Raw genomic sequence first — 25,437 nt, 5'->3', positions numbered from 1 at the left:
CATAACAAAGGGCTGTTTAACAGCCCATTAAATAACGGAGATCCATCTGCATGTCTCAGTCATCTTTATTGATAAAATTTAGTTTGCTAGCTGTTGCTGTCTCTTCTGCTTGTGTGTCTGCACAAGAAAAAACACAAACTAATGAGGGAAGAAAATCAGAGGTACTTACTGTTTATGCGACAGGTAATGAACGCGACAGCTTTACATTACCCATGATGTCAACGGTTATAAAAAATAACAATGCGTTGTCAGAAACCGCAGGAAGTGCTTCTGAATTACTTCGTCATGTACCCGGAATTTCTATTTCAGGTGCAGGTCGTACTAATGGTGAAACCATCAGTATGCGTGGATACAGTAAAAATGGAATACTGACACTTGTAGATGGCGTGCGCCAAGGAACAGACACCGGTCATATCGACAGTATTTTTGTCGATCCTTTACTTATAAAACAAGTTGAAGTTATTCGTGGCCCTTCTGCTCTTTTATATGGTAGTGGAGCTCTTGGCGGTGTTATCGCTTACGATACTGTTGATGTAAGTGATTTGCTTTCAAAAAACCAACAAGGTGGCGTACGTGTTACTGGTCTTGGTAATACCGCTCAACATAGCCAAGGTTTAGGTGTTACTGCTTTTGGCAAACACGATAACCTTGATGGACTTGTTGCATTATCAGCACGCGATAAAGGCGATACTCGTTATGGTGGCGGTTATCGTGCTCAAAATGACGAAACCATTATTAATCTTCTTTCTAAAGGGCGCTGGTTAATTGATGATAGCAACACGTTAAGTGGACAATTCCGCTATTATCATAACAATACAAATCAACCCAAAAATCCCCAAGTTCCCTCAAATCCTACACTTGCAAATGTAGAAACTGATCGCACCACAACACAAAAAGATGTTCAGTTAACCTATCAATTTGATCCTTCAGATTCACAATGGATTAATTTGAAAACACAGGCTTATTACAGTGAAGTTGATATCAATGCCAAAACGATACAAAAAGGATTTGAAGGTCGAGAACAAAAAACCTATGGCGTAAAACTCGAAAACCGCTCACAAGTAGGAACATACAGCTTTGCATCACATGGATTAACTTATGGTGGCGAGGTTTATAAACAAAAACAGTCACCAAGCCAAAATGCTGAAAGCTTCCCACAAGCTGATATCCGCTTTATGTCAGGGTGGGTACAAGATGAAGTCACTTTACGTGATTTACCTGTCTCCTTAATTTTAGGAACGCGTTTTGACAAATATAAAAGCCAAAACGATCGTTATGATGATATTACTGCGGATAAATGGTCATCAAAAGGAGCAATCAGTATCACACCAACTGATTGGTCGATGCTTTATACCTCTTACTCACAGGCGTTTAGAGCACCAACTTTAGGTGAGATGTATAACGATGCAAAACATTTTGATGCACCTTTCCCTGGTGCGCCAACAAACTATTGGCGCCCAAATCCTAATTTAAAGCCCGAAACCAATTCAACAACTGAATACGGATTCGGTTTTCAATTCGACGACTTATTATCTAATAATGATAATCTGAAAATTAAAGCTGCCCATTTCAATACTCGCGCAAAAGATTATATTGATGCAGATGTCGCTATTTTTCAGGGATATACACAATCAACAAATATTTCAAGAGCAACTATTTGGGGATGGGATGTATCTATGAGTTACCAATCAAAATTCTTTAATTGGGATTTAGCCTACAACCATACCAAAGGAAAAGATAATGCGACTAATGCCTCAATTACCTCAATTGAGCCAGATACATTAACCAGCCGCTTTGATGTTCCTGTACCAAGTACTGATTTTTCTGTGGGTTGGGTTGGTCAATTCACCAAAAAAACGGACTTCACCAACCATGACCGTTTTAATCGTCCAACTAATCGCCAACAAGCGGGTTATGGCGTTAACGATTTTTACCTTCGTTATGAAGGTGATGCCTCACTTAAGGGGCTAACAACCTCATTTGTACTGAGTAACGCATTTGATAAAACTTATTATTCTTCTGCAGGTATTCCTCAAGAAGGCCGAAATGCAAAAGTACTTGTGAGCTATCAATGGTAATTAACAATAAAATCAACGATATAATAGGAGTTTCTGTGAATAAACCTCTTTATGAGAGCTACCTGCAAGCTAAAACGGACAAAAAAGCGCCATATGCGCGTGATCTCGCTTCTTACTTAAATGTCAGTGAAGCTGAACTCACTCACGCTCGTGTAGGACATGATGCAAAACGCCTACGCAATGATGTACAAGAATTATTAAAAACATTAAGTAAAGTAGGTGAAGTCAAAGCAATTACTCGTAATGATATTGCTGTTCATGAACATCTTGGTGAATACACAAATGCCCGTTTTAGCGATCACGCTGGTTTAATTTTAAATCCGCGTGCAATGGATTTACGTTTTTTCTTTGCCTATTGGTCAAGCATTTTTGCACTTACCGAAGAGACATCAAAAGGGACGCGTTATAGCATTCAATTCTTTGATATGCATGGTGATGCATTACATAAAGTCTATGCGACAGATAACACGAATATGGATGAATGGGATGCACTTATTCAATCATTCTTATTGGAAGAAAACCCAATTCTCGATATCACACCTGTTGAACCCTACTCAAACACACCTGTTAGTAATGAATTAGCGAAACAACTTGAACAACAATGGCGTTCAATGACTGATGTTCACCAATTCTTCAAATTACTAAAAGAAAATAACTTAAGTCGTCAACAAGCATTCAAAGCTGTTCCTGACGATCTTGCTTATCAAGTCGATAATAACGCACTGAAAACCTTGTTAGAACTCGCAAAAGAAGCACAAAACGAGATCATGATATTTGTCGGTAGCCGTGGCTGTGTACAAATTTTCACAGGCCAAATTGACCGCCTAGTTCCTCATCAATTTGAAAATAGCGAGCAAGTTTGGATCAACGTTTTCAATCCTGCTTTTACACTTCATTTAATTGAAAGTGAAATTGCAGAAAGTTGGGTAACACGCAAACCAACTCAAGATGGGTTTGTTACTAGCCTTGAGATCTTTGATAGCAAGGGGCAGCAAATTGCTCAACTCTATGGACAACGTACTGAAGGTACTGCCGAGCAACTACAATGGCGTGAACAAGTGAATACTCTCACTAAAATCGCCTAATCGGAGAATGATTTAATGAAAAAATGGCTTCTTTTGATCCTGTGTAGCGTAATGTCTTTCATCACTTCAGCCAATGAACGCATCGTTACTATTGGTGGTGATATTACAGAAATTGTTTTCGCATTAGGTGCAGGTGAGCAGATTATTGCAAGAGACAGTACCAGCTTAGTTCCTGAACAAGTGAAAACACTTCCTGATGTAGGTTATATGCGCATGCTAAACCCTGAAGGGATCTTATCTGTCAAACCAACATTGATCATTACTAGCGAATTAGCTCGCCCTTCTTTGGCATTACGCCGTATTAAAGAGGCTGGAGTCGCTGTAAAAACCATTACAGGTACACATTCATTAGAAGCCATTAATGAAAAAATAGACACCATTGCGACTGTGTTAAATAAAGAACAAGAAGGCAATCAACTAAAAGAGAAACTCGCTCTCTCTATCAAGCAAATTTCAACCTCTCCTATAGATAAGAAAGTCATTTATATCATGAGTCATGGTGGTGTGATTCCAATGGCAGCTGGTCAAGATACTGCCGCAGATACCATTATTTCACTGGTTGGTGGTAAAAATGCCATGCAAGGATTTACAAGCTATCGCCCACTTTCTCAAGAAGGTGTTATAGCAAGCCAACCGGATATTTTGCTTGTAACCAAAGAAGGCATTAAAGGCATTGGCGGCATTGAAAAACTATGGGAATTACCCGGCATAAAATACACACCTGCGGGTAAAAATAAGCATTATGTTGTTGTTGATGACATGGGTTTATTAGGCTTTACCCTTTCAACACCAGAAGTCATGCATCAAATTCGTCAAGCGTTGGAGCAATAATGTCTCGTTTTCGTTCACCGTGGATGAGTATTTTAGTTTTACTCTTTTTACTCACCACTGTTACATTAATTTCTGTGAATAGCGGAGCATTAGCCCTTTCGTTTCATACATTATGGAATAGCTCTTTTGATGATATGGAATGGCAAATTTGGCTAGATATCCGTTTACCTCGCGTATTATTAGCCATTCTTGTTGGAGGTGCTTTAGCAATATCCGGCGCGATAATGCAGGGATTATTTAGAAATTCGTTAGCTGATCCCGGTTTATTGGGTATTAGTAGCGGTGCAGCACTAATGGTTGCTATCGTTATTATTCTACCTTTCTCTTTTTCACCAGCTTTTGCATTCTACAGCCATATTGTCGCCGCCTTTGTTGGCGGTTTAATTGTGGCTATGATTATTTTCTCATTACATCAATTGAGTGATGGTAATTTAGCGCGGTTATTGCTTGCTGGTATCGCTATCAATGCACTTTGTATGTCCTTTATTGGTGTATTAAGTTACATCAGCACTGACCAACAATTACGTCAATTTTCTCTTTGGATGATGGGTTCATTAAGCCAGATTGACTGGAAAACCTTATCTATTGCTACCCTTGTGATCATTCCCGTCAGTATTTTGGCATGTTGGCAAAGCCATAAATTAAATCTATTACAACTTGGTGATGAAGAAGCGCATTACTTAGGACTAAATGTAAGAAGAACTAAGTTTATTTTGTTACTTCTTAGCGCCATCTTAATTGGTTGTGCTGTTGCACTGAGTGGTGTTATTGGATTTATTGGGCTTGTCGTTCCACACCTTATTCGTATGCGTATTGGTAGTAATCATGTATGGCTATTACCTGCCACCATTTTAGGTGGTGCAACACTGTTACTCGCTGCTGACACATTATCACGAACGCTGGTATCTCCAGCTGAAATCCCTGTGGGGCTTATTACTGGATTAATTGGTGGCCCTTATTTCCTTTGGCTGATCTTACGACAACCCGCAGGAAGAATGTCATGATTGAAAAACAAAATACGCCATTGCTCTATGGAAATAATTTAACTTACCAAATTGGTAACAAGACCATTATTGATGATGTGTCACTTTCACTTAATGCAGGGGAATTGGTTACCATTATTGGTCCTAATGGTGCAGGAAAATCATCACTATTGCGCTTATTAACAGGCTATACAACACCAACGCAAGGTCAGTGTTATTTTAAACAAAAAACCTATTCACAATGGAATAGCCAACAATTAGCACAAAACCGCGCCGTTATGCGACAAAACAGTCAGCTTTCATTTTCATTTTCAGTAGAAGAAGTGGTTGCTATGGGAAGAACTCCCCATGGACAGCAACATAAGAAAATTGCGATTGAGACTGCACTGCTTCAAACGGACTGTTTAAAATTTAAGGATAGAGACTATCGCCAATTATCGGGCGGTGAGCAACAGCGAGTACAGCTTGCTAGAGTTCTAGCGCAATTATGGCACCCTATGCCACAAGAAGCTGTCTTATTCCTTGATGAGCCAACCTCCGCACTTGATCTTTACCACCAGCAACATAGCTTACGTTTATTAAAGCAATTAGCAAAAACACAAAATCTTATGGTGTGTTGTGTTTTGCATGATCTTAATTTGGCGTCTCTTTATGCTGATAGAATTTTATTACTACATCAAGGAAAGTTAGTTTGTGAAGGTACACCACACAGTGTGCTAACAACAGAGAATATTCAAAAATGGTATGGCGCAGATGTGAGTGTTAATACTCATCCAGAACATTTATATCCTCAAGTTTTTCTACGTCCTTAAAAGAATATTAGCCACGGTTATTGTTACTCAGTCACCTCTTAACTTTATTTACTAAGTGGTGACTGAGTTAATTATTCTCAATAAACTGATCAATTGAAAATAAAATAGTGTAGGTAATACTATGCCAATTGATTAATAAATCTTATTTTACTTTTTCAACATTTAGTCAAATAAATTGACTTTAAAATACACCTTAATCAATGATTAGCTTGTATTTCGCACAAAAAAACATAACAAAGCTAAAAATAAAAGGTATAACAGAGCTATTAGATTGAAAAAATAAATCAATAAATTCAACAAAGTAAAAATCATACAAAATAACATTTTTAATTATAAAGATTCATAAAACTGAACCTTACTTGAGCTATATAAGCCTCACCTATCGTTGTGATAATGATTATCAATCACGAAAAGCACTTTTTGCCTACCTGTTATTTTCCCCATGCTTAAAATAGATTATAAATAACATACGTTACTATTCTATTTACTTGGGCACTGTGTCCCCACCATTTTTGTGGGAGGTTTTATGGCTGAAAATGTCGTTAATGATATTCTGAAATGGTTAGAAACCCAGTTACAACGTAACGAAGGTATAAAAATCGATACGATTGCAAATAAAAGCGGCTACTCGAAGTGGCACTTGCAACGCATTTTTAAAGATTTTAAAGGTTGTACATTAGGCGAATATGTTCGTAAACGTCGCTTATTAGAAGCAGCTAAATCATTACAAGAAAAAGATATGTCTATTTTAGATATCGCTTTAATGTATGGCTTTAGCTCTCAAGCAACATTTACACGTATCTTTAAAAAGCATTTCAATACTACACCCGCTAAATTTAGAGAAAATGGCAAAATGCCAGACACTCATTGCTTTATGTCATGTGAAAATCACTAATCAATTTCACATCACATTATTCTTCATGAAAAAAACCAGCTCTTTTAGCTGGTTTTTGTTTTCGATTATTTTCTAACATTGATAATAAATTACGCTATCGCTGTCACAAGCCATTCTTGAAGCTCATTAAGCTCTATTTTATTATTAGGATAAAGCACAATAAGTTGCTCAATAAGCCCTTTTAAAGACTCAGGTGTATAACGCTGCCCTACCAACATCTCGGATAATGCTTCTAATGGTGCAGGATCTAAACTGTCTGTATATATTTGGCTTCTAATAACATTGCCACGCTCAATATCAAAATGCAGCTCAACACCACCCCATTTAAAACGGTTATCTAAAAGATGTGAAAATGCAGGAGCTTGCCCGAAATTCCATTCCCAACTACTTTGCTTCGCGAACGTTTCTTCAAAACCGGGTAAATCAGGTAATTTTTGTGGTGATATAATCTCCGCTTCTACTCGCTCACCATAGTAATCAAAAAAGCTTTCAGTGATAGTTTCACAGAGTTTTTCGTGGGTAATATCCGGTTTGAGCTCGACTAAATTAGCTACTCGGGAGCGTACAGAAGTGATCCCTTTAGCTTGAAGTTTTTTCGGATCTGGATTGAGATAATTAGCTAATCTAGATAAGTTAGCATTTATTAATAATGTGCCATGATGAAAACCGCGATCTTTAGTCTCTTTATAGGCTGAACCTGAAACCTTTCTTTCACCATCATCTTGAGGAACCACTAAATCATTACGCCCTGACGCCGTAGCGTTAATGCCTGCCTTTAATAATCCATCAAGAATAATTTGTGTTGATATCGTTTTATTATACTCTGGCTTTCCCGCCATAAAGGTAAAACAGGTATTACCAAGATCATGAAAAACTGCACCACCACCACTTGAGCGACGGGCTAATTTCACACCATCTTCATCCATTTTACGAGTATTACACTCTTTCCACGGATTTTGTGCTCGACCAATAACCACCGTATTATCGTTACGCCAAAGGAAAAGCACACGTTGATCAGCGGGCATTTGTCTAAAAATACACTCTTCAACAGCAAGGTTAAACCAAGGATCATAAGACTCGGAAATTAACAGACGCAATTTGCCTGACATAAGGAATACCTATATGAAGAAAATAAGGTATAAGATAGCATAACTCTCAATATATTAGGCTGTTAAATGGCACGAAACTACAATCGGCGAGCTTGCCAGAATGTTTTTTTCCAATAGACATTATCAAGGGATGAACGAGTGACCCCTTTGCTAGTTGATGCGTGGATAAATGTATTATCAGTATCATAAATACCGACATGAAGCCCATTCTCACCACCGCCAGTTTTGAAGAAAACCAAATCACCCGGCATTAAATCACTTTTACTAATTTGTGTACCATATTTGGTTTGATCAATGGTCATTCGTGGAAGTTTTATATCAAAACGATCACTGTAGGTTTTATACACAAAACCTGAGCAATCAATGCCAGAAGGTGTCATTCCACCATAGCTATATGGCGTACCATACCATTGCTCAAGTTGCGACTTCAATTGCACTATCACCATGATAGGATCGGAAAGTTGTGTCTTTAAGGGAGGTGCTGGTGGAATACGCTTCGACGGGCTAGATGAACACCCAGCCAGCAGAATAATACAGAGTAAGAAAGGATAGAAAACAGACTTTCTCATTATATCCACCATTATTGTTACCATAGATTTTAAAATCTATCTGCTTTTTTAAGCAAAAACAAGTTATTGAAGATGAATGAGTGATGATTAGTAGAATAAATCGCACAATTAACAACAAGGATCAGAAAATAAATTTTATAATCATTAAGTTAGTGTGATTGTGTCTCTTTTGTTTTTTGACTTATCAGCCACACTCCAATCATGATAAATACTACACCCGCTGTTTTTGTCCATGATGGTGTTTCTTGAAACCAAGGTAACATCACCGCAAGAATATAAACAAACACATAGCTCAAACTGATCAGGGGATAGGCTTTATTTAAAGGAATGGTGCGCAAAGTGAATAGCCAGCAAACCATAGAAAGGACATAGCCTACAAGACCAGCAAACACGATAGCAAGTGGCGTTATATTCGCCCATAACCATGTGAAATCAAACCATTGTTTTTCTAGCTGTAGCTCCGGTAGTTCAGACATGCCAAACTTTAACAACAATTGAGCTGCTGTCACTAATAGCGCGCTTCCAATTGCCCATAAATAGCCTTTCATGCTTGCATACTCATTAATACAATGCCGACCATAATTGACGCGATACCAATCCAATGTTTCACATTAACAGGCTCTTTATAAACAAACTGACCAATTAATGTCACCACAATAAAATTGATGCTTAACATAGGATAAGCAATACTTAGCGGAAGAATTTGTAATAACCGTAACCAAAAAAGCATCCCCAAACCAAGCATTGCAATGGCAACAAAAAGCCAGAAAATTGTTTTTCTGGCTTTTGTTAATGAGTCACTTTGCCAACTAACCACCGCTTGTTTTTGACACACCTGTCCTATGCAGGTCAAAAAACTCACGATTAGCAATAAGACAAATGACATTAATTACGCTTCTCATAAGTTAAAATAGCAACTCGATGGTTTGTCACCAGCTCTTCAGGTCTTGGCAATTGTGCTAATTTCTTAGGATCTTTAAACGTAATAATAACTGAAACACGACCTTCTTTTCTTGCTTCTTCTAACCACTGAGCAAAATTATCAGGTTTAATTAATTTATGCTGAGAATCTGGATACTCTTCAACACCATAAGTTAATTCGCCAGTTCTTTCATAAAGATAGATATCGCTACGTTGTAATTCCCACGCTAATCCCGCGCCAATACCTACACTATTACTCACAATGTATTTGCTTGTGTTTAACGTCTCTATATTTTGGCGAATAAACTCTTGAGGTAATTTGCTATCTACGCTGCTATTCGGTATTGCTTGGCCGATACATAAGCTTACGCCTAATGAACAAGACGCCGCCCATAACCAGTGTTTTCCATTAAGTGTAGAGCAAAGATAACCAATAATGCCCCATAATGAGAATGCCACTATAGCTAATACCCATTTAGACCATTCATATGGCATATAAATAGGTTTTGAAGAAACTAGTTGGATAACTAAAATAGCGATAACAACAGCAACACCAATAAAGATATTAATATAACCGTTAATACGTAGCGCTTTCATTCTAAATTTGCGGGCACAATCTACGCCATATTTCGCCATTAACATTGCTAGTGGTGCCATAAATGGCAACATATAAGTCGGTAACTTACCTTTCGCAATACTAAAAAATAAGAACGGAACGACAAACCAGCATAATAAGAAGAATAATTCCGGACGTTTACGTCTTTTCTTCCAAGCTCCCATTAATGCGCCTGGGAGTAGTCCAAGCCAAGGGATCACACCTAATAAAACAACGGGGATATAGTACCAAAATGGAGAACTATGCTGAGCATCTTCACCCGAAAAACGCTGAATATGTTCAACCCAGAAAAAGTAATGCCAATAATCAGGCTCTGCTTTTGCCACAGCTAATGCCCATGGCAAACTGATTAATGCTGCACTAAATACGGCAAATAAGCCATAGAGCAACATTTGCGTAAATTGTTTTTGATACAGTGTGATAGGTATCATGACAATGACCGGAATAGCTAATGCTAAAAATCCTTTGGTCATAAATGCCATACCACAGGCAAGCCCTAATGTTATCCACGCCAATATTCGTGTTTTGACTGTGGTGGCTTTAAGTGCCCAAAAACAGCAAACCATACTCGCGGTAACCCAAAGTGCCAACATAGGATCTAATACACTGTAAGTGCCTACGCTAAACACTAAGAACATGGACAAATAGATTAAACTAGAAACAAAAGCGACTTGGCGGTTACGCCACATCATTCTTGCCAATAAATAGACAAGTAATGTGCTTAAGAGAATAGAAATAACAGAGCCAAAACGCACAGCAAAGTTAGTGTGACCAAAAATTAATTGGCTAACATTATTGATCCAATAACCTGCTACGGGCTTCTCAAAATAGCGAATATCGAGCATATGAGGAACAATCCAGTTCCCGCTCACCACCATTTCACGGCTAATTTCCGCATAACGGGTTTCATCTGGTTGCCATAATAACCGGCTGTTCAATGGAAATAAGTAGGTAAGAACAAAAAAAAGAGCCAAGAGGATGGCCCCGATTTTACTCGCCCGGTTATTCAACATAGTTTCGTTAGACCTCTTGTTGGCACCCTAACCAGCCTTCTCGACCTGGAAAGTCAGATCGAACAACTTTACCCATCGGAAGCGTTTCTTTATCTTGTGGTAATAAATCGCTTAACGGACAGAATTCGATGCCTTCATTTGCAATCATTGCCAGTAACTGCTCAAATTGAGCGGCTTTTGACATTCCTTCAACTTCGGTGTGGATAGTATAAACAGGTATTCCACTGTCTTTTTTGATTTCATCAATAATAAATTGATTAAAATCTTCATCCTTTACCTTTGTACCAACCACTTCATCATAAGTTGGTAATGTTACTGGAATTTGCACCGTACCGATAGAACCATTTTCTAAAATAGGTCTAAAAGGATGCGTTCCTCGACAATCGCTATTGTAATCGAATTGAAAAGTTTCTTTAACTGTTAATACGCGTTCATCTGCTCGCCATCCAGCAACTGCCGAACATTTTACAGGGTTTTCAAGTGCTTTTTCCAGTGCTTCAACACCTAAACGAACTTGTTGCATTAATTCTTCTGTTGACCAACGCCCTACTTTTGCCTGCCAACCTTGATGATCCCATGAATGCAAGCCAACTTCATGTCCCGCATCTTGGGCTTCTTTCATCAAATAACCTAAATTTTTAGCAATTTTTTTGCCCGGCCATGCTGTTCCTGCTAATAAAATATCTAAGCCATAAAGTGATGCCGCATTCGATCTCAGCATTTTCCATAAAAATTTTGGCTTTAAAAGACGCCATAAATGGCGCCCCATATTATCTGGACCAACACTAAAGAAGAAGCTGGCATGAATGTTATGTCTGGCAAATACATCCAGCAGTTGTGGAATACCTTGTTTCGTTCCTTGATAAGTATCCACATCAACTCTCAAACCAACTTTCTTCATTATTTATTCCTATTTAGTGCCTAATTCTTCAACTGCACCACGTAAGAAGAAATCTAATGTTTCTTCTACTGTTTGGCGAGTTTCAATACTTGGTTTCCAATCCAATAAACGCTCTGCATTTTTAATGCTTGGCTTACGGTGTTCAACATCTTGGTAGCCTTTACCATAGTAACTGCTACTTTCAATTTTCTTGAAGCCTGCAAATGGAGGGAAATGACCACGTAACTCATGTTTTTCGAAGCAATCTAACAGCATTTCTGCTAATTCGCGAATACTTGCTTCGTTAGTTGGGTTACCGATATTAATAATTTGACCATCACATTTGTTATCACGGTTTTCAATAATACGGAATAAAGCTTCAATACCGTCATTGATATCAGTGAAACAACGTTTTTGCTCACCACCATCAACCAATTTAATTGGTGAACCTTCAACTAAGTTCAGAATTAATTGTGTGATTGCACGAGAGCTACCGATACGTGCTGAATTTAAGTTATCTAAACGAGGGCCCATCCAGTTAAATGGACGGAACAACGTAAATTTCAGACCTTCTTTGGCACCATAAGCCCAAATAACTCGGTCTAATAACTGTTTAGATACAGAGTAAATCCAACGTTGTTTATTGATTGGACCAACAATCAGACGTGAATTATCTTCGTCAAATTCCTTATCATCACACATACCGTAAACTTCTGATGTGGATGGGAAAATAATACGTTTATTATATTTAACACAATAACGTACAATTTTTAAGTTTTCTTCAAAGTCTAATTCAAATACGCGTAATGGATTACGGGTATATTCAATTGGTGTTGCAATAGCAACTAATGGCAGAATAACGTCACATTTTTTAATGTGGTATTCAATCCATTCTGTATGAATACTCACGTCACCTTCAATAAAGTGGAAACGTGGATTTCCAATAAAGCGTTCAATTGCAGAAGAACCGATATCCATACCATAGATATCATAGTTATCATCTTTTAATAGACGTTCTGTTAGATGGTTACCAATAAAGCCATTTACACCTAAAATCAGAACACGTTTGCGACGTTTAACTTGTGCAGTTGCTTTTGGTCCAACGAGAACATCAGTCACAATACCCATTTCAGCCGCTAAACGACTTCCTTGAACATAAAGACCATTTTCACTTTGACCAGTAACAACTTCAATTGCACCTTTCGCACACGCAATCACTAAAGGCTCTGTTGAAATAACAGTACCCGGACGTTTTCCTTGATTATCAGCAACAGCGCGTGAACGCCAGATAATCATTTTACGTTCACCCAAGAAAGTAAATGCACCTGGGTATGGTTCTGTAACAGCACGCACTAAGTTGTGGACTGTTTTTGCATCTGCATTCCAATCGATTAAACCATCATCAGCGCAACGACGGCCAAAATAAGTTGCTTGGCTTTCATCTTGTGCAGTTGTTGAATAATCACCTGATGCAATATGTGGTAATGCGCTAGAAAGTAACTTATCAGCGGCTTCTCTTACTTTTTCATGTAAAATCAGAGAGGTATCATTATCTGCAATAATAACTTTTTCTTGAGCTACGATATCACCCGCATCAGCTTTCGCTGTCATTTTATGCAGAGTAACACCCGTTTCTGTTTCACCATTCACAATCGCCCAGTTAATTGGTGCGCGACCACGGTATTTTGGTAATAAAGAGCCGTGTAAATTAAATGCGCCTTTAGGTGCCAAATTCAGGATCTCATCACTTAACATGTGACGATAATAGAAAGAAAAAATGACATCAGGTTTCATTTCACGAATACGTTCAATCCACAATGGGTGATTGACATTTTCAGGTGCAAATACTGTCAATCCCATTTCTGCACTCACGCGAGCAACAGATGAGAAGAAATGATTTTCATTAGGATCGTCAGTGTGGGTAAATACAGCCTGAATATCATAACCTGCTTTTTCAAGTGCTTTTAAACCAACACAGCCAATATCGTGATAGGCAAATACTATTGCTTTCATTAGTCTTTTTCCTGATCTTCGTTGGGTTTATTAACGCCAACCACTTTTTGGATAAAATACCGAGGACGCGCTCTTACATCATTATAAATCCGGCCTATATATTCACCTAATAAGCCCATTGCAACGAACTGCGCACCGATAAACATAAATAAGATTGCGAAAAGTGTGAATACACCTTCAGCGGCCCACATTGCACCGAAAATAATACGCAAAACGATAAGAAGTAATGCTAAAACAAAGCCAGAAACAGCGATAACACTGCCGACAATGCTTAATAAACGTAATGGTGCTGTGGTAAGACAAGTTAATAGGTCGTACATTAAATTAATAAGCTTTAAAAAGCTGTATTTTGAATCGCCATATTCACGCTCTGCGTGAGCAACATCGATTTCAATAGTACGACGAGCGAATGTGTTCGCAAGAATGGGAATGAACGTACTTCTTTCGTGACACTGTAACATCGCTTCAACAATGTGGCGACGATAAGCACGAAGCATACAACCATAGTCGCCCATAGAGCGACCCGTTGCTTTAGTGATCATTGAGTTGATCATTTTTGAAGCGGTTTTACGAAACCATGAATCTTGACGATTACGACGACGAGTTCCGACAACGTCGTACCCTTCTTCAGCCGTCGCGACAAGTCTTGGGATCTCTTCAGGTGGATTTTGTAAATCAGCATCCAGTGTGATCACTAGATCACCATCAGCCTGATTAAAACCAGCCATAATTGCGGAGTGTTGACCATAATTACGGTTTAAAATAATTGCAATAACGTGATTTTCTTCAATTGCAGCCGCTTCTTCTAACATCTTAGCTGAATTGTCACTACTACCATCATCAACAAGGATCAGTTCATACTCTTGTTTTAACTGTTTACAGCTCTTAATTGTACGCTCTAAAAGCTGAGGAAGGCTTTCTTCCTCGTTATAAACGGGGATTACAACCGATACTTTCTTGATTTCATCAAATGTTGACACTTAAATATGCTCCGAAAGAATTTCATTGATCGCATCTACAACACGAATAACATCTTCATTACTCATATCAGGAAACAGCGGCAGCGAGCATAACGTTGCAGAGTTCCATTCTGATTGAGGAAGGGATAAAGCAGGATAGCGCTCACGATAATATTTTTGTGTGTGTGCTGCTCGGAAATGAAGTCCTGTACCAATATCTTTTTGCTTCAATTTTTCCATAAAGGCATCGCGATCGATACCACACACATTTTTATCGACTCTCACCATAAACAAGTGATTAGTATGTAAATGTGAATATTCAGGGACACTCAACATCTCTAATGGTGAGTCTTTAAGCTTTTCACGATACAGTGCAACTAACTCAGCACGTTTAGCATTCATTTCATCTAAACGCCCTAATTGCACCACAGCAATCGCTGCGTGAATATCAGATAAGTTGTATTTGTAGCCAGGTTCAACAACTTCTGCTTGAGGCTTACGACCTTGAATTTGTCTATCAAAGGCATCAACCCCTAAACCATGGAATTTTAAGCAACGTACTCTATTAGCTAATTCGTCATTATCAGTAACAACCAATCCGCCCTCTGCACAAGTTACGTTCTTAATTGCGTGGAAAGAGAAAATAGAGGTTCCTTTTTCACCAATCCATTCATTTTTATAGCGAGTACCAATAGCATGTGCAGCATCTTCAATCAGAGGAATTCCCGCCTCTTCTGCAACCTTTCTTAAGGCATCAAGATCGCAAGGCGCACCGGCATAATGAACCGGAATAATTGCTTTTGTTCTAGGTGTAATCGCTTTTTTGACATCTTCTGCACTCACCATCAAGGTATCACGGTCAACATCAATCATTACAGGCTCTGCACCAAGTAGCGTAATGATATTCATCGTTGAAACCCAAGTTTGTGATGGTGTGATAACTTCATCACCAGCGCCAATTCCCATCGCCATTAAAACAACATGCATACCCGCAGTGGCAGAGCAAATTGCGATAGCGTGTTTACTACCAAATTTTTCACAAAAATCTTGCTCTAATTGATGATTTTGAGGGCCTGTTGTAATCCAACCTGAACGCAGTACATCCTCAACGGCTTTGATTTCTTCATCGCCAATCGCAGGGCGAGAGAAAGGAAGGAAGTGACTCATAAAAATGTAGCCTAATTAATGAATGAATAAAAAACAATTATATACAAACTATTGTTCACCGGCATCCGTCTTATTAAGAAAACATTAAAAAAACCTTAATAATTACTTGGGGATAAGCTTAACAACAGTCATATTATTGCAAAACCTGCCAATCAATATGATCAACATCATTGATGCACTTGATATTTGTATTAAATGTAGTTGATAATAATTTTTCGTCCAATAAGAGTGCAGATGCGCCAGAATTAACCAAATATCCATTTTTTATGAGCCAAACTCTGTCTGCTTTTTGATAGGAATGATTCAAATTATGCGTACTCATAATAACGGCGCCACCTTGTTGGCAAAACTTATCAACCCACTTGTCCAAAATCGCCAACTGTACGACATCTAAATTATTAGTTGGTTCATCAAGTAACATTAATTTCCCTTTTAAATCATAACTTGACCATAATTGGATAAATGCGCCAACAATTCTGACCCTCTGCCATTCGCCTCCCGATAAATGATGAATATTTTTTGACAATAACTTGTCAATTTTAAAATCACTTAACAGCATATTTAACTGCTGAATATCCATTTTCGACAATTTATGATATAGCGAGAGATAATGAAAAACAGGCATAAATGACAAAGCTTCCAATTGTTGTATAACAATGCTCTGCATTCTAGAAAGATCATCATATTTATAATGTCTTATTGAAGTTTCGTTTAGAATGATTTCTCCACTAAACGAAAACTCTCCTGCTATCGCCATTAAAAGCGTACTTTTTCCTGCGCCATTAGCACCAATTAAGTGGATACGTTCGCCATAACTTACTTGCTCTGTAAATGCGTTAAGTCGATCATCAACACTTAAATTATTAAGTTTAAGTAACGCCATATTACAAACGCCCCATCTCTTTGGTTGCCAATAACCAAATAAATAAAGGTGCACCAAGCGTTGCTGTAATCACACCTATCGGAACTTCTGCACCATTTAAAATCAAGCGAGATAGCAGATCAGCAAGCAATAACAATACGCCACCAGCAAGCGCACACGCGGGTAGTAACGTTTTATAATGGGTTAGCCCAGATAATCTTAATAAATGCGGTACAACAAGCCCTACAAAACTGATAGCCCCCGCTAAAGCAACGCTCAGCCCTATCAATAACCCAACGGCTAAAATAAACCAATTTCGCCATTGATTAACGGATATGCCTAATTGTTTTGCTCTAAACGAACCTAAAGATAAATAATTAAGAACATCAGCTTGTAGAATAAGGATCAAGAGAATAGGCATAAGAGCCCAAAATAAGATTTGATGACGCCAATCAATACCGCTAAAACTCCCCATCAGCCAATACATTAATTGCCTTAAATCCAAAGCTGAGCTGAAGTAAACCAACCAAGTCATTATTGCACTCGCCATAACGCCTAATGCCACACCAATTAATAATAACTGAGCATTAGACAGCTTTTTAATTCGAGTAAAAAACATTAATAAAATAGTAATTCCTAATGCACCAAATATCGCCGCACTACTTATTAACCAAGAGCTTAAACCTATTTGTAAAACAATAAGTAATACAACACACACTCCCGCACCACTGCTTACTCCTAATAACCCAGGCTCTGCAAGTGGATTTTGGAACAAAGCCTGCATAATAGCACCCGCAATTGCCAAACTTGCACCAACAGTCACGACAGCAAGTATTCTGGGTAAACGGATCTGCCAAACAAATAAATAGGCTTCATCTGTTAACCATTGATGTGGGAATAACGAAATCTCACCGACAGAGAGGGAAAAAACAAATAAGAAACATAATACTAGTGCCATTAGAAACAGTTTTTTTCTGTCGCCAATGCTTTGTTTCTTGGTAAATTTAATCAGAGGATTAACTTCTTTATTCATTTCGTTCCCTATCCATGCAACAACGGTTTTTACTATTTTTATTTATAAAGTCATTTTTTAGCAACATAACATGTTCACACTCAATGATGAAAAACTAAATTGAGAACATGCAAGTTTGTCTCTAATAATGAAGAAAAAACTAGGATTAACTCTCTCAGTATTGATGTAAATAAGAGATAAAAAGGAAGAGTCAAAATAAGAAGTGAGAATAAAAAGGAAAGATAATTAGAAAATAAAAATATACCGTCCAAATAGAAATATCTATTCAGACTATATTGATAAATATAAACATCCCAATACGACTATCATCAAAATCAGATACAAATAAAAGCGATAAAAAAACGGCTTTCAAAGAAAGCCGTTTTGGATGTTTTTAAATCTTATTCTTTTGGTGTTGCGCTTTCAACCCGGCTTTTTAACTTTTGTCCAGGGCGGAAAGTAACAACACGGCGAGCTGTAATAGGAATGTCTTCCCCAGTTTTCGGATTACGACCTGGGCGCTGATTTTTATCACGCAGGTCAAAGTTTCCGAATCCAGACAGCTTCACCTGTTCCCCATTTTCAAGAGAACGACGCACTTCCTCAAAAAAGGATTCTACAAGGTCTTTTGCATCGCGTTTGCTAACACCAAGTTTTTCAAACAGATTTTCTGCCATTTCAGCTTTTGTAAGCGCCATAGGTCTAGTCCCTCAAGGATGCTTGGAATCGCTGTTTCAATGCTGCTACACAGTTACTCACTGTTGCAGCAATCTCATCTTCTTCCAGTGTATGCTCGATATCCTGCAAGATTATGCTAATAGCGAGGCTTTTATAGCCCTCTGCTACTCCCTTACCACAATACACGTCAAATAAGTTTATGCCAACTATTTGATTTCCGCCAACTTTCTTACATTCGGCTAAAATATCTTCTGCAGCAACATCATTCGGAACAACTACAGCGATATCTCTACGATTCGAAGGGTAACGAGAAATTGCTTTTGCTTGTGGTAAACTGCGATTTGCAATTGCATTCCAACGTATTTCGAATACTACCGTACGACCGTTTAAGTCAAGTTTACGTTCAAGCTCTGGATGAACAACGCCAATACAGCCAATATATTCATTTCTCAGATAAATCCCAGCACTTTGTCCCGGATGAAGCGCTGAATGACTAGCTGGTTTAAATGTAATTTCATCTAGCTGGCCTGTCAATTCCAGAATTGATTCAATATTACCTTTCAAATCAAAGAAATCAACAGTTTGCTTATCTAAACTCCAATGTTCTTCATAACGGTTGCCCGCGATCACACCAGCTAACATAAGTTCCTGACGTATTCCATATTCTGCTTGATTATCAGGAACAAAACGCAGACCTGCTTCAAATAACCTAACTCTAGATTGTTGACGGTTCTGATTATATACAGTTGTAGTCAATAATCCGGTTAATAGAGACAGTCTCATTGCTGACATATCCGCTGAAATTGGATTAGGCAGAATTAATGCTTCTTCATTTGGATGTAATAAAGATTGGATCTTAGGATCAACAAAACTATAAGTAATTGCTTCTTGGAAGCCATTGTCTACTAGCATTGTTTTAACGCGTTTTAATGATAAGTTTGCTTCGCGATGATTGGTCATCACTAAATCAGCGCGTAATGGTACATCTGGAATATTGTTGTAGCCATAAATACGAGCAACTTCTTCAATTAGATCTTCTTCGATTTGAACATCGAAACGCCATGAAGGAACTGTTGCTAACCAGCCGTCATTTTCAACAGAAACTTTGAAACCTAGGCGGGTTAATGAGTCCAGAACTTGTGCATCATCAATCACGTGACCTAATAAACGGTCTAATTTTTTACGTGTTAGTTTGACTGGTGCAATATTTGGTAAATGTGCTTTATTGGTTACATCAATCACTTCACCAACTTCACCACCGCAAATTTCTAGCAGTAATTTAGTTGCACGCTCAATTGCGTTGTATTGCAGCTCAGAATCAACGCCACGCTCAAAACGATGAGAAGCATCAGTATGTAAGCCATAACGACGTGCGCGGCCTGTGATGGATAATGGAGAGAAGAATGCACACTCTAAGAAGACATTTTTCGTATCTTCATTAACACCCGATGATTCACCACCGAAAATACCAGCCATACCCAATGCTTGTTTTTCATCAGCAATAACTAATACATCATCTTTTAATGTGATTTCATTGCCATCAAGTAAAGTCAGTTTCTCACCTTCTTTACCCATACGAACAACAACAGCACCTTCAACGCGATCAAGATCGAATGCGTGTAGCGGTTGACCCATTTCAAGTAGAATTAAGTTGGTAATATCAACAATTGGGTCAATAGAACGAATGCCACCACGGCGTAACTTTTCTTGCATCCATAAAGGTGTTTTTGCTTTCACATTCATATTGGTGAAAACACGACCTAAATAACGTGGACATGCTTCTGGTGCTTCAACACGTACAGGGAATGTTGCTGATGATGTTGCCGCAACAGGCGACATATCAGGTACTCGGCATTCCATTTTGTTGATAACAGCGATATCACGAGCAACACCTAAAATACCTAAGCAATCAGCACGGTTTGGTGTAATGCTAATTTCAATCGCATTATCATTTAATTTTAAATATTCACGAATATCCATGCCAATAGGTGCATCAGCAGGTAATTCAATAATACCTTCATGATTTTCTGAAATTGCTAATTCAGAAAATGAGCACAGCATACCTTCGGACGGTTCGCCACGCAGTTTTGCTGCTTTAATTTTGAAATCGCCTGGTAATACAGCGCCAACTGTTGCAACCGCAACTTTTAGTCCTTGACGGCAGTTAGGTGCACCACAAACGATATCAAGTAATCTATCACCGCCTACGTTAACTTTTGTTACACGTAATTTATCGGCATTAGGGTGTTGCCCACACTCAACAACTTCACCTACAAACACACCGTGAAAATCGCCGGCAACAGCTTCAACACCGTCAACTTCAAGGCCAGCCATTGTCAGTTGTTCAGAAAGCGCTTCGCTACTAATCGCTGGGTTTACCCACTCACGTAACCAAAGTTCACTGAATTTCATGAGATAATCCCACCTTATTTAAACTGTTTGAGGAAACGAAGATCGTTTTCGAAGAATGAACGCAAGTCAGTGACACCGTAACGTAACATAGTCAGACGTTCCATACCCATACCGAACGCAAAACCTGAATAAACTTCAGGATCGATACCTACATTACGTAATACATTTGGGTGAACCATACCGCAACCCAACACTTCTAACCATTTACCATTCTTACCCATTACATCGACTTCTGCGGAAGGTTCTGTGAATGGGAAATAAGAAGGACGGAAACGAATTTCCATATCTTCTTCAAAAAAGTTTTTCAGGAAATCGTGTAGTGTTCCTTTTAAATTGGTAAAGCTAATGTCTTTATCAACAATTAAGCCTTCAATTTGGTGGAACATTGGTGTGTGAGTCTGATCGTAGTCATTACGATATACGCGACCTGGAGCGATGATGCGAATAGGTGGCTGTTTATCTTGCATGGTACGAATTTGCACACCGGATGTTTGTGTACGCAGTAAACGTTTTGCATCAAACCAGAAAGTATCGTGGTCAGCTCTTGCTGGGTGATGTGCAGGAATATTCAACGCATCAAAGTTATGATAATCATCTTCAATTTCAGGGCCAGATTCTACAGAAAACCCTAATTCGCCAAAGAAAGTTTCAATACGTTCAATTGTACGAGTTACTGGGTGTAGACCACCGTTTTCAATACGGCGACCAGGCAAAGACACATCGATTTTCTCAGCAGATAAACGTTCGTTTAATAGTGCTGATTCAAGATAATCTTTACGAGTATTCAGCGCTTGCTGAACCTCTTGTTTAGCCTGATTAATGACAGCCCCTGCAGCTGGACGATCTTCCGCGGGTAAGTCGCGCAGCGTGGACATCTGAAGCGTTAAATGACCTTTTTTCCCCAAGTATTCAACACGAACCGAATCCAGCGCAGCAACATCCTGTGCCTCTTCGATAGCTGCTTTAGCTTGAGCAACGAGTTCAGCGAGATGTGGCATCGTTTCCTCTTCCTTTGACCTGATGAGGTCTATTAGTTGTTATCAATGATGACGAATAAAATTGCCCTTTTTGGTTTCTAACCCAGTATTGGGATCTGAAAACAAAAAAGCCTCCATATTGGAGGCTCAGGCGCTACTTTTCGTTTCTTTTCTTACGCGCAAAAGCCCCCTTGAATTAGGCGCTAAAGTAAAAAAAGAAACGGAAAAAAGCGATATTTAACATTGATAATGTCTCTTAAAATATTAACTTATTGAATTTATATCATTAAGCCACAAATTTAGACAAAATAAAAGAGGGAGAAAACTCCCTCTTCCATTGCTTAATAAATAATTAAGCCAGAGCACCTTTCGCTTTTTCAACTAAAGCAGCGAATGCTACTTTGTCGAATACAGCGATGTCAGCCAGAATCTTACGGTCGATTTCAATGGATGCTTTTTTCAGACCATTGATGAAACGGCTATAAGACATACCGTTCTGACGAGCTGCTGCGTTGATACGCGCGATCCACAGCTGACGGAACTGACGTTTTTTCTGACGACGGTCACGGTACGCATATTGACCAGCTTTGATTACAGCCTGGAAAGCTACACGATATACACGTGAACGTGCACCGTAATAACCTTTAGCTTGCTTTAAAATTTTCTTGTGACGAGCACGGGCGATAACACCACGTTTAGCACGAGCCATATTAAACTCCTAAATGTCTATATTCTGTTAAAAAAGTGATACTTATGCGTATGGTAAGCAAGCTACGACCAGACCTAAATCTCCTTTAGAGACCATGCCTTTTGGACGTAAATGACGTTTACGCTTAGTTGATTTTTTAGTCAGAATGTGACGGAGGTTAGCATGCTTGCGCTTGAAGCCACCACCAGCAGTTTTTTTAAAGCGCTTAGCTGCGCCGCGTACTGTTTTAATCTTTGGCATTTCTATAATCCACTTCGCATTGTTAATAACATAAAATAATAAGGCGAATAGCAATCAGCCTCTAAAGGCTGACGCTATTACTTGAATTGCCCGACTATTTCTTCTTCGGCGCTAACACCATGATCATCTGACGCCCTTCAATCTTATTAGGGAAAGATTCAACAGCAGCCAGTTCATCCAAATCTTCACGGATACGGTTAAGCATTTCCATACCGATTTGTTGGTGTGCCATTTCACGACCACGGAAACGCAGTGTGACTTTGGCTTTATCGCCATCTTCAAGAAAACGAATCAGGTTGCGTAGTTTGACCTGATAGTCGCCTTCATCTGTACCAGGACGGAATTTAACTTCCTTAACCTGAATAACTTTTTGTTTCTTTTTCTGTTCTTTGAGAGTCTTACTTTTCTCATAGAGGAATTTGCCGTAGTCCATAATACGACAAACCGGCGGCTCGGCATTAGGACTAATTTCAACTAAATCAGCACCTGCTTCCTCGGCTTTCTCAAGAGCCTCTTTCAGACTAACAACTCCAATCTGTTCGCCATCTAAACCTGTTAAACGAACTTCATGAGCGCGAATCTCACCATTGATGCGATTCTGACGCGTTGATTGAATTCTTTTTCCGCCTTTAATACCTTATTCCTCCAACTGATGAAGACTTCTGCTTCTAATTTCTTGCAGAAGCTTTTCTTTAAATTCGTTAACGTCGATACTGCCAAGGTCTTTTCCTCGACGAGTACGAACCGCCACTTTGCCTGATTCAACTTCTTTATCGCCACAGACAAGCATGTACGGAACACGACGTAAAGTATGTTCACGAATTTTAAAGCCAATCTTCTCATTTCTCAAGTCTGCTTTTGCACGAATTCCGGCATCTTGCAATTCTTTGACGAGTTTTTGTACATAATCAGCCTGTCCATCCGTGATATTCATCACGACAACCTGCTGTGGTGCTAACCAAGTTGGGAAGAATCCTGCGTATTCTTCTGTCAGAATACCAATAAAACGTTCTAAGGATCCTAGCACTGCTCGGTGTAACATAACAGGTACTTTACGCTCGTTGTTTTCGGCAACATAAGATGCGCCTAAACGACCTGGTAGTGAGAAGTCTAATTGTACTGTACCACACTGCCATGCACGATCTAAACAATCGTAAAGTGTAAATTCAATTTTAGGGCCATAAAACGCCCCTTCGCCTGGCTGATATTCAAATTCAATATTGTTATCAGTTAAGGCTTTTGCTAAGTCTGCTTCAGCAACATCCCATAATGCATCTTCACCGATACGTTTTTCTGGGCGAGTAGACAGCTTAACAACGATTTTTTCAAATCCGAAAGTAGAATATACATCATAAATCAATTTGATGCAGTCATTTACTTCACTTAAAATTTGTTCTTCAGTACAGAAGATGTGCGCATCGTCTTGTGTAAAGCCACGAACACGCATTAAACCATGTAATGCGCCTGATGGTTCATTACGATGGCAGCTACCGAATTCAGCCATACGTAATGGCAAATCACGGTAAGAACGTAAACCTTGTTTGAAGATTTGTACGTGACCTGGGCAGTTCATTGGTTTAATACAATATTCACGGTTCTCTGAAGATGTTGTGAACATGTTTTCTTTGTAGTTTTCCCAGTGACCTGTTTTTTCCCAAAGAACACGATCCATCATAAATGGACCTTTTACTTCTTGGTAATCATATTCTTTTAATTTACAACGTACAAATGTTTCTAACTCACGGAAAATAGTCCAGCCATCATTATGCCAGAAAGCCATACCCGGCGCTTCTTCTTGCATATGATATAAATCAAGCTGTTTACCAATTTTACGGTGGTCACGTTTAGCGGCTTCTTCTAAGCGATCTAAGTAAGCTTTTAACTGTTTCTTATCAGCCCAAGCTGTACCATAAATGCGTTGTAGCATTTTATTGTCGCTGTTACCACGCCAATATGCACCTGCGATTTTCTGCAATTTAAAGTTATGACAGAAACGCATATTTGGAACGTGTGGTCCACGGCACATATCAACATATTCTTGGTGATGATAAAGACCAGGTTGAGAGTCTTGGCTAATATTTTCGTCAAGAATAGCAACTTTATAGTCTTCACCACGAGAAACAAATGTTTCACGAGCTTCAGCCCAGCTTACGCGTTTTTTAATAACGTCATAATCTGTTTTCGCCAACTCTAGCATGCGTTTTTCTAGAGTGTCTAAATCTTCCTGTGTTAGAGAATGGTCTAAATCCACATCGTAGTAGAATCCATTTTCAATAACAGGACCAATCGCCATTTTGGTGTTTGGCCATAATTGTTTAATTGCATGTCCCAGTAAGTGGGCACAAGAGTGACGAATAATCTCAAGACCTTCATCATCTTTTGCGGTGATAATCGCCAGATTTGCATCATGTTCGATTAATTCACAAGCATCCACCAGCTCACCATTAACACGGCCTGCAATACATGCTTTCGCAAGTCCAGGACCGATATCTGCAGCGACATCCATGACAGAAACTGCATTTTCAAATTGACGTTGGCTTCCGTCAGGAAGAGTAATAATTGGCATTTAAAATCCTTATTTACAGTGGTGACCCTCACGCAAGATCACTTGTAAGC

General features: G+C 38.8%; 25 protein-coding genes and 1 other annotated feature. Of the genes, 6 read left to right on the top strand and 19 right to left on the bottom strand.

Features of this window, described 5'->3' with window-relative positions; all coding sequences use genetic code 11:
• The first annotated feature begins 50 nt into the window (after window positions 1–50).
• The 6 genes from D7029_RS08020 to D7029_RS07995 all read left to right on the top strand — a co-directional run bounded on the left by D7029_RS08020 (window position 51) and on the right by D7029_RS07995 (window position 6,684).
• Entirely contained in the window at window positions 51–2,078 is a 2,028-nt protein-coding gene (locus D7029_RS08020) for a TonB-dependent hemoglobin/transferrin/lactoferrin family receptor (protein ID WP_194952362.1), read from the top strand.
• A 35-nt stretch (window positions 2,079–2,113) separates the two neighbouring features.
• Entirely contained in the window at window positions 2,114–3,163 is a 1,050-nt protein-coding gene (locus D7029_RS08015) for a hemin-degrading factor (protein WP_194952361.1), read from the top strand.
• 15 nt (window positions 3,164–3,178) lie between these two features.
• Window positions 3,179–3,994, top strand: coding sequence for a heme/hemin ABC transporter substrate-binding protein (locus D7029_RS08010; RefSeq protein ID WP_088495773.1), 816 nt, complete (start codon window positions 3,179–3,181; stop codon window positions 3,992–3,994).
• A complete protein-coding gene (locus D7029_RS08005) occupies window positions 3,994–4,998 on the top strand; it encodes a FecCD family ABC transporter permease (protein WP_098943120.1) in 1,005 nt (334 codons plus the stop codon). Before D7029_RS08010 ends, D7029_RS08005 begins: the two co-directional genes overlap by 1 nt.
• Window positions 4,995–5,789 carry a heme ABC transporter ATP-binding protein gene (locus tag D7029_RS08000; RefSeq protein ID WP_194952360.1) on the top strand — a complete coding sequence of 265 codons (795 nt, stop codon included), beginning with the start codon at window positions 4,995–4,997 and terminating at the stop codon, window positions 5,787–5,789. The genes D7029_RS08005 and D7029_RS08000 overlap by 4 nt, the downstream gene beginning before the upstream one ends.
• A 526-nt stretch (window positions 5,790–6,315) precedes the next feature.
• Window positions 6,316–6,684: a helix-turn-helix domain-containing protein gene (locus tag D7029_RS07995; RefSeq protein WP_069369334.1), complete on the top strand. Its 369-nt coding sequence runs from the start codon at window positions 6,316–6,318 to the stop codon at window positions 6,682–6,684.
• Between the two features lie 89 nt (window positions 6,685–6,773).
• Here D7029_RS07995 and D7029_RS07990 read toward each other — a convergent pair whose 3' ends face one another.
• The 19 genes from D7029_RS07990 to thrS form a co-directional block, all read right to left on the bottom strand.
• Complete coding sequence (locus D7029_RS07990) at window positions 6,774–7,793, bottom strand: lipoate--protein ligase A (protein WP_194952359.1); 1,020 nt, start codon at window positions 7,791–7,793, stop codon at window positions 6,774–6,776.
• A 77-nt stretch (window positions 7,794–7,870) separates the two neighbouring features.
• A complete protein-coding gene (locus D7029_RS07985; RefSeq protein WP_036937364.1) occupies window positions 7,871–8,362 on the bottom strand; it encodes a C40 family peptidase in 492 nt (163 codons plus the stop codon).
• Window positions 8,363–8,511: 149 nt separating this feature from the next.
• Window positions 8,512–8,910, bottom strand: a complete 399-nt coding sequence (gene arnF, locus D7029_RS07980) for a 4-amino-4-deoxy-L-arabinose-phosphoundecaprenol flippase subunit ArnF (protein ID WP_194952358.1) — start codon at window positions 8,908–8,910, stop codon at window positions 8,512–8,514.
• Complete coding sequence (gene arnE / locus D7029_RS07975; protein ID WP_088495778.1) at window positions 8,907–9,248, bottom strand: 4-amino-4-deoxy-L-arabinose-phosphoundecaprenol flippase subunit ArnE; 342 nt, start codon at window positions 9,246–9,248, stop codon at window positions 8,907–8,909. The genes arnF and arnE overlap by 4 nt, the downstream gene beginning before the upstream one ends.
• Window positions 9,248–10,912, bottom strand: coding sequence for a lipid IV(A) 4-amino-4-deoxy-L-arabinosyltransferase (gene arnT, locus D7029_RS07970; RefSeq protein WP_194952357.1), 1,665 nt, complete (start codon window positions 10,910–10,912; stop codon window positions 9,248–9,250). The genes arnE and arnT overlap by 1 nt, the downstream gene beginning before the upstream one ends.
• Before the next feature lie 7 nt (window positions 10,913–10,919).
• Window positions 10,920–11,813, bottom strand: a complete 894-nt coding sequence (arnD, locus tag D7029_RS07965) for a 4-deoxy-4-formamido-L-arabinose-phosphoundecaprenol deformylase (RefSeq protein WP_088495780.1) — start codon at window positions 11,811–11,813, stop codon at window positions 10,920–10,922.
• 9 nt (window positions 11,814–11,822) lie between these two features.
• Entirely contained in the window at window positions 11,823–13,805 is a 1,983-nt protein-coding gene (gene arnA / locus D7029_RS07960; RefSeq protein ID WP_088495781.1) for a bifunctional UDP-4-amino-4-deoxy-L-arabinose formyltransferase/UDP-glucuronic acid oxidase ArnA, read from the bottom strand.
• Window positions 13,805–14,785 (bottom strand): undecaprenyl-phosphate 4-deoxy-4-formamido-L-arabinose transferase, encoded by a 981-nt coding sequence (gene arnC / locus D7029_RS07955; protein ID WP_194952356.1) that lies wholly within the window; start codon window positions 14,783–14,785, stop codon window positions 13,805–13,807. The genes arnA and arnC overlap by 1 nt, the downstream gene beginning before the upstream one ends.
• Window positions 14,786–15,931: a UDP-4-amino-4-deoxy-L-arabinose aminotransferase gene (arnB, locus tag D7029_RS07950; RefSeq protein ID WP_194952355.1), complete on the bottom strand. Its 1,146-nt coding sequence runs from the start codon at window positions 15,929–15,931 to the stop codon at window positions 14,786–14,788.
• Between the two features lie 133 nt (window positions 15,932–16,064).
• Window positions 16,065–16,814, bottom strand: coding sequence for an ATP-binding cassette domain-containing protein (locus D7029_RS07945; RefSeq protein ID WP_194952354.1), 750 nt, complete (start codon window positions 16,812–16,814; stop codon window positions 16,065–16,067).
• Between the two features lies 1 nt (window position 16,815).
• A complete protein-coding gene (gene btuC, locus D7029_RS07940; RefSeq protein ID WP_194952353.1) occupies window positions 16,816–17,826 on the bottom strand; it encodes a vitamin B12 ABC transporter permease BtuC in 1,011 nt (336 codons plus the stop codon).
• A gap of 380 nt (window positions 17,827–18,206) precedes the next feature.
• Complete coding sequence (gene ihfA, locus D7029_RS07935) at window positions 18,207–18,503, bottom strand: integration host factor subunit alpha (protein ID WP_023582381.1); 297 nt, start codon at window positions 18,501–18,503, stop codon at window positions 18,207–18,209.
• A gap of 4 nt (window positions 18,504–18,507) precedes the next feature.
• Entirely contained in the window at window positions 18,508–20,895 is a 2,388-nt protein-coding gene (gene pheT, locus D7029_RS07930; protein ID WP_194952352.1) for a phenylalanine--tRNA ligase subunit beta, read from the bottom strand.
• Window positions 20,896–20,909: 14 nt separating this feature from the next.
• The gene (gene pheS, locus D7029_RS07925; RefSeq protein WP_023582383.1) at window positions 20,910–21,893 is read right to left on the bottom strand and encodes a phenylalanine--tRNA ligase subunit alpha; all 984 of its coding nucleotides are present in this window, start codon (window positions 21,891–21,893) and stop codon (window positions 20,910–20,912) included.
• Window positions 21,894–21,993: 100 nt separating this feature from the next.
• Window positions 21,994–22,117, bottom strand: a sequence feature (Phe leader region).
• Window positions 22,069–22,116 carry a pheST operon leader peptide PheM gene (gene pheM / locus D7029_RS19045; protein WP_120655563.1) on the bottom strand — a complete coding sequence of 16 codons (48 nt, stop codon included), beginning with the start codon at window positions 22,114–22,116 and terminating at the stop codon, window positions 22,069–22,071. (Overlaps the previous feature by 48 nt.)
• Window positions 22,118–22,224: 107 nt before the next feature.
• A complete protein-coding gene (gene rplT, locus D7029_RS07915; RefSeq protein ID WP_006537111.1) occupies window positions 22,225–22,581 on the bottom strand; it encodes a 50S ribosomal protein L20 in 357 nt (118 codons plus the stop codon).
• Window positions 22,582–22,623: 42 nt separating this feature from the next.
• Window positions 22,624–22,821, bottom strand: coding sequence for a 50S ribosomal protein L35 (gene rpmI / locus D7029_RS07910; RefSeq protein ID WP_004263702.1), 198 nt, complete (start codon window positions 22,819–22,821; stop codon window positions 22,624–22,626).
• Window positions 22,822–22,915: 94 nt separating this feature from the next.
• Window positions 22,916–23,455 carry a translation initiation factor IF-3 gene (gene infC / locus D7029_RS07905; RefSeq protein ID WP_036937410.1) on the bottom strand — a complete coding sequence of 180 codons (540 nt, stop codon included), beginning with the start codon at window positions 23,453–23,455 and terminating at the stop codon, window positions 22,916–22,918.
• A 3-nt stretch (window positions 23,456–23,458) separates the two neighbouring features.
• Window positions 23,459–25,387 (bottom strand): threonine--tRNA ligase, encoded by a 1,929-nt coding sequence (thrS, locus tag D7029_RS07900; RefSeq protein ID WP_100158092.1) that lies wholly within the window; start codon window positions 25,385–25,387, stop codon window positions 23,459–23,461.
• Window positions 25,388–25,437 lie beyond the last annotated feature (50 nt).

It is taken from the genome of Proteus vulgaris (genome assembly GCF_016647575.1).
In the GTDB taxonomy this organism is placed as follows: Bacteria; Pseudomonadota; Gammaproteobacteria; order Enterobacterales; family Enterobacteriaceae; genus Proteus; species Proteus mirabilis_B.
This window is presented reverse-complemented; position numbering and strand designations above follow the sequence as displayed.